The 14,863-nt window shown below is 45.3% G+C and carries 13 protein-coding genes; 7 read left to right on the top strand and 6 right to left on the bottom strand.

Translation table 11 applies throughout. The features are described from left to right. Positions 1 to 39: 39 nt before the first annotated feature. From hemC to G3570_RS01975, 5 genes are all read right to left on the bottom strand, one after another. On the bottom strand, positions 40 to 963 hold the full coding sequence (gene hemC, locus G3570_RS01995) for a hydroxymethylbilane synthase (RefSeq protein WP_165138651.1): 924 nt from the start codon (positions 961 to 963) through the stop codon (positions 40 to 42). After that, positions 956 to 2,221, bottom strand: coding sequence for a glutamyl-tRNA reductase (gene hemA / locus G3570_RS01990; protein WP_165138649.1), 1,266 nt, complete (start codon positions 2,219 to 2,221; stop codon positions 956 to 958). Before hemA ends, hemC begins: the two co-directional genes overlap by 8 nt. Positions 2,222 to 2,224: 3 nt before the next feature. Beyond that, positions 2,225 to 3,343, bottom strand: coding sequence for a ferrochelatase (gene hemH, locus G3570_RS01985; RefSeq protein ID WP_165138647.1), 1,119 nt, complete (start codon positions 3,341 to 3,343; stop codon positions 2,225 to 2,227). A 275-nt stretch (positions 3,344 to 3,618) separates the two neighbouring features. After that, positions 3,619 to 5,010: a sensor histidine kinase gene (locus G3570_RS01980; RefSeq protein WP_165138645.1), complete on the bottom strand. Its 1,392-nt coding sequence runs from the start codon at positions 5,008 to 5,010 to the stop codon at positions 3,619 to 3,621. 152 nt (positions 5,011 to 5,162) lie between these two features. Next, on the bottom strand, positions 5,163 to 5,864 hold the full coding sequence (locus G3570_RS01975) for a response regulator transcription factor (RefSeq protein WP_165138643.1): 702 nt from the start codon (positions 5,862 to 5,864) through the stop codon (positions 5,163 to 5,165). Positions 5,865 to 6,000: 136 nt separating this feature from the next. On the opposite strand from G3570_RS01975, the gene G3570_RS01970 reads away from it, so the two are divergent. Next, positions 6,001 to 6,795, top strand: a complete 795-nt coding sequence (locus G3570_RS01970; RefSeq protein WP_165138641.1) for an SDR family oxidoreductase — start codon at positions 6,001 to 6,003, stop codon at positions 6,793 to 6,795. Positions 6,796 to 7,194: 399 nt separating this feature from the next. On the opposite strand, the gene G3570_RS01965 is transcribed toward G3570_RS01970, so the two are convergent. Continuing rightward, positions 7,195 to 8,115, bottom strand: a complete 921-nt coding sequence (locus G3570_RS01965; protein ID WP_165138639.1) for a DUF58 domain-containing protein — start codon at positions 8,113 to 8,115, stop codon at positions 7,195 to 7,197. Positions 8,116 to 8,356: 241 nt separating this feature from the next. Between G3570_RS01965 and G3570_RS01960 the strand changes: the two genes are divergently transcribed. The 6 genes from G3570_RS01960 (at position 8,357) to carA (ending at position 14,815) form a co-directional block, all read left to right on the top strand. Beyond that, the gene (locus tag G3570_RS01960) at positions 8,357 to 9,253 is read left to right on the top strand and encodes a dimethylarginine dimethylaminohydrolase family protein (RefSeq protein ID WP_165138637.1); all 897 of its coding nucleotides are present in this window, start codon (positions 8,357 to 8,359) and stop codon (positions 9,251 to 9,253) included. A 166-nt stretch (positions 9,254 to 9,419) separates the two neighbouring features. Next, a complete protein-coding gene (locus tag G3570_RS01955) occupies positions 9,420 to 11,849 on the top strand; it encodes a penicillin acylase family protein (RefSeq protein ID WP_165138635.1) in 2,430 nt (809 codons plus the stop codon). 6 nt (positions 11,850 to 11,855) lie between these two features. Then, positions 11,856 to 12,209, top strand: coding sequence for a hypothetical protein (locus G3570_RS01950; RefSeq protein ID WP_165138633.1), 354 nt, complete (start codon positions 11,856 to 11,858; stop codon positions 12,207 to 12,209). 282 nt (positions 12,210 to 12,491) lie between these two features. Continuing rightward, entirely contained in the window at positions 12,492 to 12,953 is a 462-nt protein-coding gene (locus tag G3570_RS01945; RefSeq protein WP_165138631.1) for a hypothetical protein, read from the top strand. 59 nt (positions 12,954 to 13,012) lie between these two features. Then, entirely contained in the window at positions 13,013 to 13,210 is a 198-nt protein-coding gene (locus tag G3570_RS16520) for a zinc ribbon domain-containing protein (RefSeq protein WP_165138629.1), read from the top strand. Positions 13,211 to 13,693: 483 nt separating this feature from the next. Then, complete coding sequence (gene carA / locus G3570_RS01935) at positions 13,694 to 14,815, top strand: glutamine-hydrolyzing carbamoyl-phosphate synthase small subunit (RefSeq protein WP_165138627.1); 1,122 nt, start codon at positions 13,694 to 13,696, stop codon at positions 14,813 to 14,815. Positions 14,816 to 14,863 lie beyond the last annotated feature (48 nt).

Here is a 14,863-nt window from a genome sequence, read left to right as displayed (position 1 = left end):
CTCAATTACTTACTACTCGGCTTACAGAAGGGTTTACTCTTACTGCAGTCGGATCTCTTCAATCACTTTGATAGCACCTTTCTCCAGAAGCTCCTGTGCAGCCTCAAGACCCAGATCGCCGGCTTTGCCAACACTCACCCGGTGCTCGTAATCAAAACGCTCTTCTCCGTCAAGGGTTAGGGCCACCGCTTTGAAATGTACTTCACCATCCTCAATATTGGCATAGGCTCCGACAGGGGCACTGCATCCGGCTTCCATCTCATGAAGGAAATCGCGTTCTATTGTGGTACAAAGAGCGGTTTCATCGTGATTAAGTTGCCTTATCACTTCTTCCATCTCCCCGTCATCCTCCCTAATCATCACAGCCATCGCGCCCTGTGCTGCAGCAGGAACCATCCAGTCAAGATAAGCATCAATATGATGATCCAGATCTATGCGCGTGAGTCCTGCCGCGGCAAAAATAGCGCCATCCCATTGATTTGAAGCTACTTTCTCAAGTCGGGTATTTACATTTCCCCGGATATTTGTAATCTCGTGATTCGGGTAGCGATTCAACCATTGGGCTTTGCGCCGGTTGCTGCCGGTGGCAATAACGGCCCGGTAATCGGGATCATCCAGGAAATCGGTACCTTTGGAGGTTACCAGCGTATCACGCGGATCGGCCCTCTCCAGGATTGCAGCAACTTTAAGAGGTAATGGATTTTCGGTAGGAAGATCTTTAAACGAATGAACCGCTATGTCGATCTCGTCTTTTAGCATGGCATTATCCAGGGCCTTGGTAAAGACGCCTTTACCACCCATTTCGGTCAGTGGCGTGGTTAGATCCAGATCCCCCTCTGATTTGACAAAAATAAGCTCGGTGTTATGGCCGAGCTTATTCAATTGCTGTGCTACCTGCTTTGCCTGCCAGGTTGCCAACTCGCTGTCGCGGGTTCCAATTCTGATATTTTTAGAGCTACTCATCTAATGCATCGGTTTCCAGCTTATACATATCATTTACAACCTTGGTCACCTGATCCGATTCGTGGTGATCCCGCAGGTGTTCGATTGAGTAGGCAGCAATTTTATTGACGATTCTACGAGTCAGGTTTTCAACTTTATCGCGGTCGGTATCTGAAATCTTGTTTTTGAAAAACTCAAACTCATCATCACGGATGGCATCAAACTTACTGGTCAACGCTTTAATAGTCGGAACCACACGCTGTTTACTCAGCCAGTTCTGGTAGTCAGTCAGTTCATCATCTACAATCTTCTTAACCATCGGGATGTTTTCCTCCCTTTTGCGGTAGGCTTCATCAGTCACATCACTCAGAAAATCCATGTTGGCCAGATCCACGAAATCCAGACTGCTTATTTCAGGCTCAATATTCCTTGGAACCGAAAGATCGAGGAGTACCTTAAACGATGACTTTTTAATGGATGGTTTCATATGCTCCATGGTGATGACAGGCTCATTAGCCCCTGTGGCCACAATCACCAGGTCTGCCTCGGCAATCTGATTGGGAAGTGCTTCCATGTCTGCAACATCAAGGTCAAAGCGATCAGCTACAAATTCGGCCCGGTCGCGTGTTCGATTGACCAGAGTAACTTTGCGAGCACCCAAACTGACCAGATTTTTGCAGGTCACCTTTCCGATTTTACCGGTTCCGACCAGCAGGATATTTTTGTCCTGCAAGGTATCGAAGGTTTTCTTGGCAAATTGCACAGCAGCATATGCAGTAGTTGCGGCACCTTCTCCAAGAGAGGTCTCATTTCGGGAACGTTTGTGAGACCGGAAGACATGCTGCATTAGCCGATGAAGTTCACCGGAGACGGCATCTTTTTCCGATGCCAGTTCGTAGCCTTCTTTAACCTGTTTTACCACCTGCAGGTCACCCAAAATCTGTGAATCGAGTCCGACAGTAACATTAAAAAGATGTTCAACGGCTTTTTTCCCCTTCTGTTCAAATCCATAGGTATGAAATTCATCCAGGGAGGCATCGGAATAGGTAACCAGTAAGCGAATCAGCTCTTGCGGGGTGGCATGTTGAGCAAAAATTTCCGTGCGGTTGCAGGTCGAAATTACGAAAAGACTGTTGATCCCTTCCCGATTGGCACCTGCGATAAGCTCATTCTTCTGTTTGTCGCTCAAACTAAAACGTTCTCTAACCTCTATAGTAGCTTCCCAGTGGTTGACTCCGACCACGCAAAAATCACTCAATGTAGGAGTATCCAAGGACATAGATTAAGCGCTTACCTTTTTTGGTTCCTGTTCCGAAGTGAGCTCAGGCAATTCATGTTCCAGTTTCCTCAATACCTCATCAGCCAGGGCCTGTATATAAAGCGGATGATCATTCAGACCTTTCATTACGGAGATATTTTCAAATTCGTATCCTTCTTCTTCCAGATCTTCCACCAGTTCAACCCCCAGTTCATACAGGGTTTCGATGTGATCGGTGACGAAGGCAATGGGTATCATCAAAAAGTTCTTGATACCGTATTCAAGATGACGCTCAACGAGATCAACCGTATTAGGCTGGGTCCATTTCTGCGGACCTACCTTTGACTGGTATCCAAGCCAGTAAGGCTCCTCATAATTTCGCATCTCCATGATGGCTTCCATTGTTTCCTTGATTTCCACGGTATAAGGATCGCCGCTGCGGACTTCCAGTAACGGCGTGCCGTGCGCACTGAAAATGAGATGCGTTTTCTTTCTGGTTTCTTCATCCATCTCAGCCAAAGCCTCATCAATTCGATGATTCATGGCCTGCAAATAATTCGGGTTTCGATGATAGTTCTTCACATGAAATTCCTTCCAGGGTGTCTCGTCGCCGAATCGTTTTTCCCGCTTGGTTTCCCAGTCACGGTAACTGCTGCCGGTAGTGGTCCATGAAAACTGTGGATAGAGCGGCATCATAACCGCATGAGTAATTCCGTCCTCCACCATATCTTCCATGGTTGTTTCCGCAAAAGGCAGCCAGTAACGCATGCATGTGTAAACCTTCACTGTCACATCCGGCATGGATTTCTTAAAATGCTTCTCAAGCCCGCGCCGCTGCGATTCCGTAAGACCGTTTATGGGGGAGCAGCAATTAGAGACTCTTTGATTTTGACGGTTCAGGCAGTGCTTGTTTCCGGTACATCCTTTGGGGCAACCGTTAATCTCTTTATAATCTTCGGCAACATCCGGCGCCCTGAATTTTGAGATAACGTTGGCAAAGAGATCCTGAATCTTCCCCCCTCCCAACTTGATAATGTCCTCATCCTGAAACAAATGGTACAAAAAAGGTCGAACCGCATCTTCGCTCGTAGGTCCTCCCAGGTTCATAAGTACTACGCCAATACGTATATTTTCTGCAGACATTTAGATCTTTTGATTGGTATTTTCAGTTTTAAAAGAAAGGCTTTTATTATGAAGGAAATTTGAAGAGAAGCCTTCATCTTTTATTTAGAATCAATCTACAGGGCCTTGAGAGGGTTTCCTGGAAAAAGTGATCCTGGAGATTGTTCCTGAAACAAGTCAAATCTCAAAAGACCGATGGCTGAAGGCTGATAGCCTTCCTGATAACTATGCCACTTTGTTACTTTGTCACTTCACTAGCTTAGGCTTTAGTCCAAAAAATAATTATAGCCTTAAAACTAACCTGCCGGAAGCTTAAACCAGAACCTGCTGCCTTTACCTACTTCACTTTCCACACGGATATCGGTTCCATGAGCATTTAGAATACTTTTTACTACAGCGAGTCCCAATCCCGTACCACCCTTGTCCCTGGACCGGGCTTTATCGGTTCTATAAAAGCGATCGAAGAGTCGTCCGAGGTGTTCTTCGGAGATGCCGATGCCGGTGTCTTCCACGCTTACCGTCACCTCATCCTCATCGCTATTCCGATAGCTAACCTTAATGTGCCCCTGATTGGTATATTTTATGGCATTGGATACCAGGTTATCGACGACCTGCTCGATTTTTCCCGGATCGCCCACTGCTTTGCAGGAGTGGGTCCCCGCCTCCAAAGTGATGCCTTTCTCCTGAGCCTTCTCTTCGTGCCACTCCAGCATATGTTTCCCGACTTCTGATAGATCAAAGACTTTCTTCTCGATGAAATACTCGTCAGAATCATAGCGCTGAAGGGTAAGCAAGTCTTTAAATAACCGGCTGATTCGATCAACCTGTTTCTTGGCATTGGCATGATACTTTTTACGCTTCTCTTCGGAAAGATTATCCATTTCAAGCATCTCCAGTGAGGCTGAGATCGTGTGTAGCGGATTACGGATCTCATGGGTGATATCGGTAAAAAATTGCCTCTGTCGCTCGGCATACTGCTTAATTTGTTCCGTATCTTCGCGTAGTTTTGATGCCATCTGGTTCAGGGAAGTCGCCAGTGTCCCGAATTCGTCATTTCGTTTCAGGTTAATCTGCCTGTCAACATCACCTTCAGCGATCTCGCTGGCCGCATTTTTGATCTGTGTGATTGGCTTGGTCAGATAGCGTGCTATCCAGATGCTCACGATAATAACCAGACCGACTGAAATGAACATACCGTAATAGATAATCCAGCGGATGGTTTTAATCGGTTCGTAAACCCGGTCTTTATACTGGCTGACTCGTATATAGGATACCGGGTTCATGGTATTAGAGACATGGATGTAACTGACCAGCTTTTCTGACTCTTCATCCTGCGGCAGCCAGGGCAAGCTATCACGAGCCTGCAGGGTAATCTGAATGTCATCCGACAAAAATGGTGAAACACTGATCGTATCGGGATAGGTGGAGATCAGCTTTCCTTCGCTGTCATATAAAGCGATCTGGTACCCGGAAATTTCTCCGGCCTCGTTAAAACGATGGCTGAATTTTTCATCCTCAGGCAAGCTCTCAATGGATGTAGCAAGCCAGCGAGTATCTTTTTTAATCTCAATCTGGCCCTGCTCCAGTAAGTAATCTCGAATAAATACGATGGAATAACTGCTGATGGCGGTAATGCCAAAAATGAGCAGTAATATGAAGGTCCATGCAAGTTTTGAACGAATGGTCATAAGCAATCATCAAAATACAAGCTCCAAATAACAAACAATTTTTAATATCCAATAACTATAAATTTCAAAATAAGACTAAGCTTAAGTTATTAAGAATTGGAAAATTGAAACTAGTTTGCCATTTGATATTTGAACTTTGTCATTTGGAGTTATTATACCTTCACCAGGTCTCTGTTAAGCCCATACCCTATACCGCGATAGGTTTTAATGATTTCACCGGCATCACCCATTTTCAGGCGCAGGTTTTTTACATGAACGTCTACTGTTCTGTCAAACACAAAACGGTCTTCTTCGGTAATGTGCTCCAGAATCTGCTGCCGGCTGAATACCTGTTTCGGACTTTTGAAGAAGAGTTCGATTAGCGTGTATTCGGTGGATGTGAGCTCAATTTTTTCATCTTCCACATACAGCTCTTTGGCATCGGTATCGAGATAGACTTCACCATACTGCAACCAGTTTGCCTTTTGAGGATTTTGTCGCCGGAGCAGGGTTTCTATGTGAGCTTTAACAAGGTTCAGACTGGCAGGCTTGGGGATATAATCGTCGGCACCAAGCTCAAGACCTTCGATCTCGTCTTGTTCCTCATCTTTTGCAGTAAGAAAAATTACCGGTATATCATTTAGCACCGGGTGGTTTCGTATGCGCCGGCATATTTCCTTTCCGTCCACATTGGGGACCATAATATCGAGCACAGCAAGGTGAATTTCACCGGCATATTCATCAATAAGGTCCAGCGCCCTATTTCCTTCGTGAGCCACCAGTACCTCATAATCGTTCATTTCAAGAAAGTTGGCCAACATTTCTGCCGGTTCTTCTTCATCTTCAACCAGTAATATGGTATGTTTGGGTTTCAAAACGAATTCCGTTAATTAAACATAATTCCAATACAAGCGTCTCAACAGCAATATGCTGTATTTCGTTGACGTGAAAAGATAGAAAAAATAGACTGGAAAGTGACAATTTTCAGTAATCCGCAAGCAATTGGGAATAATGGGCTTTAATAATAATGTAATCTGGATCACGGGGGCTTCATCAGGTATCGGCGAAGCCCTGACCTATTCACTTAGCCGGCAAGGAGCCAAACTCATCATTTCATCCCGCCGCGAAGAAGCCCTTCAGGATGTAAAATCACGTTGCGAAGGTGAGGCAGATGATATTTTTATTTTGCCACTTGATCTCAGCGAACCCGACACCATCCCCGATAAAGCCCGACAGGCTATGGAAAGGTACGGACCTATCGATTACCTTTTTAATAACGGCGGCATCAGCCAGCGCTCGGAAGCCGTTAATACCCGGATGGAGGTGGTCAGAAAGGTGATGGAAGTTAACTTTTTCGGCACCGTTGCCATCACTAATGAAGTATTGCCTTCCATGATTGAAAGAGGTACGGGAAATGTTATTGTCACCAGCAGTGTGATGGGTAAATTCGGGACGCGTCTAAGGTCCAGCTACGCCGCCTCCAAACATGCCCTTCATGGCTATTTCGACTCGCTCCGGCAGGAAGTGTTCGAGCACAATGTAAAAGTGACGCTGGTTTGTCCAGGATTTATCAAAACCAACGTGACCAAAAATGCTCTGCAGGGCGACGGCTCTATCCATGGTAAGATGGGAAGGGGTCAGGAACAGGGAATGGAAGCCGATGAATTTGTTAAACGGCTGCTCCCGCGAATAGAAAAAGGGCAGGAAGAGATCTATATCGGCGGCAAGGAGATCTGGGGAGTCTATTTCAAACGACTTGCCCCGAGGCTGTTCTATAAGATACTACGCAAAGCGGATGTAACCTAGTTTTCAATGAACAGTTAACAGTGACCAGTGCCTCAGTTTATTATGCCTATTCGCGTACGATACTTTTGCCACGGATTTGCACGGAGTTTTTAGATACTCTGAATGTAACCTCTTGAATTATCATCCCGACCGTAAGTAGAGGGATCTCATCCGCGATTACGGAGCAATAGCCTGATTGAATGGATGAGATTCCTCGACAAGGCTCGGAATGACACATACAGGGAGTGTACTTATGAAGTTATTTTTTCATTCAACACTCCTTCTGTTGCTCTGCTGCGGAAAGTAAGTGCCTTCTAAATAATGTTATAGAAAAAGAGCTCCGGAAAGAGTTAGAAGGGGCTCTTTCTCACCTCCTATCTTCTGAATCCTGTATTCTGAATTCTGACCACTGCTTTTCCCTTATCCCAAATTCTTTCTCTTATTTAGATAAGCCAATAAAGCAAGATCGAAAGCTTCCTGCGTATCGAGTTCTTCAAAATCAATCTGGAATTCACTGCAGGCCATTTTAAAGCGGTGAGTATATTCAGCGACTTTTTTCTTGTAATCTTCCCGTACCTGGGCAGGCAGAATCTCCATCTGTGAACCCGTCTCCATGTCTTCCATCACAAACCGGCGATCGGGAAAATCGAGTTCTCTTTCACTTTTTCGCTCCATAATGTTGAACAGTATCACCTCGTGGTTACGGTGCCGTAGGTGTTTCAGCGAGGAAATTAAATTATCATGCTCATTGGCGTGTTCAAACAGATCGGTGATGATCACGACTAGGCTGCGGTGATTCAGGCGCTCGGCAACTTCGTGAATCACCTCTGCTGTTGCAGTACCTTTTTTTTCTTTCGCTTGCTCTTTTTCTTCGTCAAGTCTCTTCTCCAACTCACCAAATAGTAGTCTCAAATGCGTGTAGGAGGATTTTGCCGGAATAAATGCCTCAATCTTATCACTAAAAGGTATAATTCCGCAGGCATCCCGCTGGCGATGCATCAGGTAGATTAGTGCCGCCCCGAAATTGATGCCATACCGAAGCTTGGTCCATTCAGCAAAATATTTGTAGTACATACTGCTGCTGGTATCAAGCAGCAGATAACAGCGCAGATTGGTCTCCTCTTCGTACTGTTTTACGTAGAAACGCTCGGTTTTGGCATATACCTTCCAGTCAACATGCTTGAGATCGTCACCCGGATTGTAGGGACGGTGTTCGGCAAACTCAACACTGAAACCGTAATATGGACTTTTATGTAGACCGGAAATAAACCCCTCAACAATTTTACGAGCCCGCAATTCGAGCGGAGCCAACTGGGATAGTAAATCGGGTTTGAGCAGCATTGTTACCTTCGGGGAAAGTTAAGGTGTGATTCTTTACTTCTTCTTTAAATAACACAATTGAAGAACACCAAACAACAAACAATCATTAGTTCAGAAGATGGTATGGTACCATATAAACTACATGAAAAACAAAGAGAAGTCCCGGCGCAAAGCGTACCCGAAAACTTTTTTCTTTCGTTCAAATATGTATCTTTACAGCCCGATTTGTGTATGCAAAGCTATCTAATTTAATACTATATCTATGCCAAAAGTGATTACTTCCAGCGAGCAATTGGAACTGAAGCTATCTGAAGTCCCAGAAATGCCGATTCCTAAGGATGCACTGATGGTCACGCCGAAGCATTTTTCGGTTGAGTATGTTATCAATCCGCATATGGCACAGAATGTAGGTACCGTAAATAAATTGGAAGCTCGTAATGAGTGGGATGTACTCAAAAGCACCTTTGAACAAATCGGGATAAACGTACATGTTATCGAGGGGGAAGAAGATTTACCCGATATGGTATTTTGCGCCAACCAGAGTCTGCCTTACATAAATGAGACGGGTGACAAACATGTCTTTATGAGTATCATGCATGCTGATGAACGAAAGGAGGAGGTCCCGTTTATTGAGCAGTGGTACCGGCAGAGCGGCTATGAAATTCATTACCTGGATGATAACGAGATTGACGACTTTGAGGGGTGCGGAGATGCCATCTGGCATAACGGTCGAAGGCTGCTTTGGGGCGGATATGGATATCGATCATCCCTGCAGGCCTATGAGACCATTTCAGAGACTTTCGACATACCGGTGATTGCGCTGGAACTGGTTGACGAAGATTTCTACCACCTTGATACCTGTTTCTGTGTTTTGGATGAAAATACCGTACTGATCTACCCTGATGCCTTTACCAAAGAAGGACTCGAGTTAATAAACAGTGTTTTTAATAAGGTTATTAAAGCTTCTAAATACGAAGCTACCAAGCTTTTTGCCTGTAATGCCACCTGTCCGGATGGAAAGAATGTTATCATTCAACAGGGATGCACCGACGCTAATAAGAATCTGCGGGATGCCGGATTTTCTGTGCATGAAGTAAGTACCTATGAGTTCCTGAAAAGCGGCGGAAGTGTGTTCTGTATGAAGATGATGGTTTGGTGAGGGCAATAGTTTTGAGGGATTGATTTACTGAGTGACTGATTTTTTAGGGGATTGGGGATTGACGTGCTTATTGTGTTTAAATTTCTCAAATTATTGTGGATTAACAGGTAAATCGCAGCGTTACAACTCTGTTTAGCCGTATACCATTGCTACCTAATTAGAAACCATGCTTTCAAATGTTATAAAATTCGCGGCCTCTTTGGTCGCTACAATTGCACTCTTCACAGTATTATCCGTTTCCATAGGGCCGGCCCCGCCCCTTGGTCCATTTCTTAATCCAAATACCGGTTTTTGGGCGAATGCCGTAACCGGTGAGGCTCAGAGTCAGACCTTTACCTTGGAATCCGAAGTGCTACAAGATTCCGTGAAGGTGTATTACGACGAGCATCAGATTCCGCACATCTTTGCTCAAAACGACCATGACCTCTACTTCGCACAAGGATTTATTACCGCGCGGGACCGGCTCTGGCAGATGGAGCTTCAAACCTATGCCGCTGCGGGCAGGTTGTCAGAATTTCTGGGTCCGCGAACGGTATCTTACGATCGGTATCAGCGCCGTATCGGGATGGGCTATGCTGCTGAACAGGCACTGAAAGGAATCAGTAAAAACGAAAAAACCAGGAAAGCTGTCGAAGCATATTCCGCAGGGGTAAACGCCTGGATAGGGCAATTGAGTCCCAAAGATTATCCTCTGGAATACAAGATAATGAATTTTGAACCCGGTGAATGGACACCGCTGCGATGCGCGCTTCTTTTTAAGAACATGACCTATACCCTGGCAGGCCGTAACAGTGACATGCGCATGAGCAATACGCGGGCCTACCTCGGTGATTCCTTTATAAGTGAGGTAATGGATCTGGATCCATCATGGAATGATCCCACTATTCCGGCCGACACTCCATGGGACTTTAAACCTCTCGAAGTCCAAAAACCTCAGAGCAATTTTCAACCTTCCATAGCAGAAGATCTTCCACCGTTTCAGCCTGACCCTATGAACGGGAGCAATAACTGGGCGGTGAGCGGCGAAAAGACCGAGAGCGGGTACCCAATCCTGGCCAACGACCCGCACCTTAATATGACCCTTCCCTCTATATGGTATGCGCTTCAGCTTCACAGTCCGAACATCAACGCAATGGGAGTTACCCTGCCGGGAGCCCCTTCCGTAATCATCGGTTTCAATGAAGATATTGCCTGGGGCACCACGAATGTGGGAGCAGATGTATGGGACTGGTATGAAATTGAATTTCGCGATTCCACTCTCGCGGAATACCGTTATGACGGTGAATGGAGAGAGACTACTCAGCGTGTTGAAGAAATTAAGGTCAAAGGTGCAGAAACAAACATAGATACGGTATTCTATACTCATCATGGGCCTGTTGTTCAGGATTTTTCAGGAGAAGCCTTGCGGTCTGACGTCCCAAAATATCATGCAATGCGCTGGATCGCTTACGAGGAGTCGAATGAGGTGAACTACTTCTTAAAAATCAACAGTGCAAAAAACTATGAGGACTATCGCAATGCTTTGCGCGATTTCAAGAGTCCGGCCCAAAACTGGGTCTTTGCCGATCGAAAAGATATTGCATTGACGGTTACCGGACAGTATCCGCTCAAATGGGAGAACCAAGGTAGGTTTATCAGTGACGGTTCCGATCCGCTTTATGATTGGCAGGGTTGGGTTCCGTTTGAACAAATACCATCCATCAAGAATCCGGAGCGCGGCTTTGTAAGCTCAGCCAATCAGGACCCCACCGGTTCCGAGTACCCCTATTATCTGGATGATGATTTTGCCCCATTTGAACGAGGGAAACGAATCAACGACAGGCTGACCGCTATGGATGGAATCACGAAAGAAGATATGCAGGGTCTGCAGCTGGATAATTACAGCTATCATGCTGCTAAGGTACTGCCCGTAATGCTCGAAAACCTGAATATTGACACGCTATCCGGGACTCGTGAAGAAACGCTAAGCTTGCTTGAAGAGTGGGATTATTACAATAATGCCGCTGAAGTAGCTCCGTCCATTTTTAAATACTGGTGGGATGCACTTTTCAGTGAAATATGGAGTGATGAATATAATTCCGTGGAAGCAGGAATGTCCTGGCCGGATCGGGACCAGGTGGCGTACCTCGTACTGAACCGACCTGACCTGCCATGGTATGACAATATCCAAACCGATGAGAAAGAAACCCTCAAGGATCTCATCAATAGTTCATTCTTAAAAGCATTAAACAGCTTGGAAGAGGAGTTCGGCAGTTATGGAAACAGCTGGCAGTGGGGTTACGTGAGTGAAACGGACATCAATCACCTGGCTAATTTGCCCGGCTTCGGAAAAACGAACCTATTTACGGGAGGTGGAACCGAGTCGGTGAATGCCACACGTTCAAGCCACGGACCTTCATGGCGCATGATTGTGGAGCTGGGACCGGAGATTAAAGGCTATGGCATATATCCCGGTGGACAGTCCGGAAATCCCGGATCTCCATTCTATGAAAATATGATTGATGACTGGAATGCAGGAGAGCTCTACCCTCTTTGGTTCATGAAAGAAGAACCCGCTTCATCAGATAGCCTAACCTACTCCTTAACTATTGACTAAACTATTATGATGCTGATTATACTTGTAGCACTGTTGTCGTGGGTATTGGGATTATTTCTACCCTGGTGGTCACTTGCAATCCCCTGCGTATTGCTGGGTGCCTGGCTTGGCAAAAGTGGCGGGAGGTCCTTTATCTATGGTTTTCTGGGCATTGCCCTGCTCTGGTTAATTCAAAGCCTGTTTATACATATCGGAAATGCCGGTGTTCTAACGAGCCGTATCGGTGAGCTGCTAAGCCTGCCTGATCCAATTCTTGTGATTGTGATTTCGATAATCATAGGTGGTCTTGCCGGGGGCATGAGTACCATGACGGGTTATTTCTTTAAAAAGATTTTTATAAAGGAGGAAGCTGCGGTGTAAGTTTGTGATTTAGTTTGTACATGTTGCCTCAATATCTACCCCTGCCGCCGGACGCCCCTCCGTAGAGTAGACTTTGAAGTGCCTTTTCTTGAAAGTAATCCCTCCTCTCATCCCAATGTTGAAATCTACAGAACGCCTTTGCATTAAAAATATATTTCTCCAACCTATTGACTCGAATCTTTCAGGAAGCGTATTATTAATGATTGCCTAATGAGGGCATATACCCGCCTCAAACCGCATCCAAACAATTAAATCCAATCTAATTTACTTGTAGAGGAAGCTATGCGTTTTTCTATACCCAAACTCTTTACCATTGCTTTGATCAGCCTGTTATTTCTTCCGGGTTGCAAAGACAGCAACAATAACGACGAAAACACTTCAGTGCTGGGACTTTGGCAGCTGAATTCAAACGAGGGTGACATCAGTTATGTAAACATCACAACCACTACCGTCACCTCCTATGATTATATGGGTGACGAGTATGATGAGGGACCAGATTGTTATGAAATCGACTCCCAGGAGATCCTTGATGTCAATGGCAGCAAGTATACTTTTTCAGACCCCTTGAATCCCAACTCCACAATAGAAGTGGATGTTACCGCGAATGGCAATCAGCTTACTGTTGTTCAGCCATTTGGCAGTGTTAGCGTTACCCTGAAATTTAGTAAGTCTAACGCTTCTATAAATTCATTCACGCCGGAATGTGAAGAAAACCAGGCAAAAGGAAACACCGTTATATTCTAACAGAAATACAGGCAGGGATATGGGCTTTTTACTCTGTCTGTATTTCAACCTACTTGCTTATGATTGGCGAGACAAAACCAGCTACCTATATATGTTCTTATTGCGGTGAGACCAACCATACCTTTGTGGACCCATCTCAGGGGAATAATCAGAATTACATTGAGGACTGTCAGGTTTGCTGTCGCCCTAACGAGTTGAGTGTATCTTACGATGAATGGAATAAAGAATATCATGTGAGGGCCAAACAGTCTCAATAACGCATCGTTCAGCTAATATAAAACCAACAGAATTGCTGTAAATTAATTCCTTAAGCAGTGCATTCCTTCCTATAAAATCAAACGAATTCATCTGATTACCGTCCCGGGTAATCAAATACTTTGCAAAATATATTAGTTACAAGAGCCAGCTTAGACCAGCAGTGTTCAGGTTACTAATTATGCAAATTTTCCGTTGAACTTAGAATGGCTGATTTGTATCTTAACAGAGTTTTGCGCTAGAATTAATGTATTGCGCACACAATGATATACCTGAAAGTTTAACACATTTGATTTCAACAGGAAGCTTCCCACATTCTGATCTTTTAAAAAGCTGCCAACCGAGGCGGCTCTCGGCTTCCATTTTCCAATTTTTGATGGATCGGCCATCCACCATCACTTTTCAATCCGACGCGGTTTCCGTTGTCGGATTTTTTTTAGGTATTAACTTCCAATCCTCATCCTCAACTGTAAATCTCGACCAATATGTCACTATATCCCAGAGATAAGGCCATCATAGCTTTGTCAGACGGCACCGTGGAACACGGCTACGCCATAGGCAAGAAAGGTACCACCGGCGGTGAATTATGTTTTAATACCAGCATGACCGGATACCAGGAAATCTTCACCGACCCCAGCTACTACGGACAGCTCATGATGATGACCTATCCCCACATCGGAAATTATGGAACCATGAGCCGCGATGACGAAGCACGTCGCGTAATGATTGCCGGTCTTATCACCCGATCCTTTTCATGGGAACATAGCAACCCGCAGGCTGACGGAAATCTTCAGAAATACCTTCAAAGAAATGAAGTGGTTGGCATCAGCGGGGTGGATACACGCAAACTGGTTCGCCATATCCGCTCAAAAGGTGTGATGAATGCTGTAATCTCTTCCGAAATACTTGATGAAGATAAGCTGGTACAGAAGGCCAAAGACTGGGATGATATGGAAGGCCTTGAACTGGCTACCAAGGTCACCCGATCTGAAGCTCAGACTGCCCATAGCGACGGATCTTTCAAAGTTGCGGCCTTCGATTATGGAATTAAACAGAGCATTATTGACAACCTGGTCAAGCGGGGATGCACCTTGCGCATCTTCCCAGCCAAGGGGGAGTTTAAAGAAGAACTGACAAGCTGGAAGCCTGACGGTTTCTTTTTCAGTAATGGTCCCGGTGATCCTGAGGCCACGGCTAAATATGCCCTGGAGGCGGTTGAATTTGCCAAGGAAACCGGAAAGCCAATTTTCGGCATCTGTCTGGGGCACCAGCTGATGGCCCTTTCTGAAGGGATTTCTACCCGTAAAATGTTTGTAGGCCACCGTGGGGCAAACCACCCGGTGAAAAACCTTGAAGCAGGAAGCGTTGAAATCACGACCCAGAATCACGGCTTTGCAGTTGATGAAGACCAACTGGATGAATCTCTGGTAGAAGTCACCCATGTGAATCTGAATGACAATACCATTGAAGGGCTGCGCTTCAAAAACTTCCCGGGCATGTCGGTACAGTATCATCCCGAAGCCTCCCCCGGTCCCCATGACTCTTCATATCTGTTCGACCGTTTCCTGGATATGATTAAGGAAGAAAAAGGAGAACCGGTCAAGTAGAATACGGAGAAAACAGGTTATGTGGACCAACACAGAAAATATTTTGAA

Source organism: Halalkalibaculum roseum, from assembly GCF_011059145.1.
GTDB lineage: Bacteria > Bacteroidota > Rhodothermia > Balneolales > Balneolaceae > Halalkalibaculum > Halalkalibaculum roseum.
Note: the sequence above shows the minus strand (reverse complement) of the source record. Positions and strands in the feature narration are given on the sequence as shown.

Bases quoted from the DNA above. Each gene is read 5' to 3' on its own strand.
- G3570_RS01945 (WP_165138631.1), top strand. From the start codon at position 12,492: ATGCGTTTTTCTATACCCAAACTCTTTACCATTGCTTTGATCAGCCTG.
- hemC (WP_165138651.1), bottom strand. From the start codon at position 963: ATGAGTAGCTCTAAAAATATCAGAATTGGAACCCGCGACAGCGAGTTG.
- G3570_RS01960 (WP_165138637.1), top strand. From the start codon at position 8,357: ATGCCAAAAGTGATTACTTCCAGCGAGCAATTGGAACTGAAGCTATCT.
- hemA (WP_165138649.1), bottom strand. From the start codon at position 2,221: ATGTCCTTGGATACTCCTACATTGAGTGATTTTTGCGTGGTCGGAGTC.
- G3570_RS01980 (WP_165138645.1), bottom strand. From the start codon at position 5,010: ATGACCATTCGTTCAAAACTTGCATGGACCTTCATATTACTGCTCATT.
- G3570_RS01965 (WP_165138639.1), bottom strand. From the start codon at position 8,115: ATGCTGCTCAAACCCGATTTACTATCCCAGTTGGCTCCGCTCGAATTG.
- hemH (WP_165138647.1), bottom strand. From the start codon at position 3,343: ATGTCTGCAGAAAATATACGTATTGGCGTAGTACTTATGAACCTGGGA.
- G3570_RS01950 (WP_165138633.1), top strand. From the start codon at position 11,856: ATGATGCTGATTATACTTGTAGCACTGTTGTCGTGGGTATTGGGATTA.
- G3570_RS01970 (WP_165138641.1), top strand. From the start codon at position 6,001: ATGGGCTTTAATAATAATGTAATCTGGATCACGGGGGCTTCATCAGGT.
- G3570_RS16520 (WP_165138629.1), top strand. From the start codon at position 13,013: ATGATTGGCGAGACAAAACCAGCTACCTATATATGTTCTTATTGCGGT.
- carA (WP_165138627.1), top strand. From the start codon at position 13,694: ATGTCACTATATCCCAGAGATAAGGCCATCATAGCTTTGTCAGACGGC.
- G3570_RS01955 (WP_165138635.1), top strand. From the start codon at position 9,420: ATGCTTTCAAATGTTATAAAATTCGCGGCCTCTTTGGTCGCTACAATT.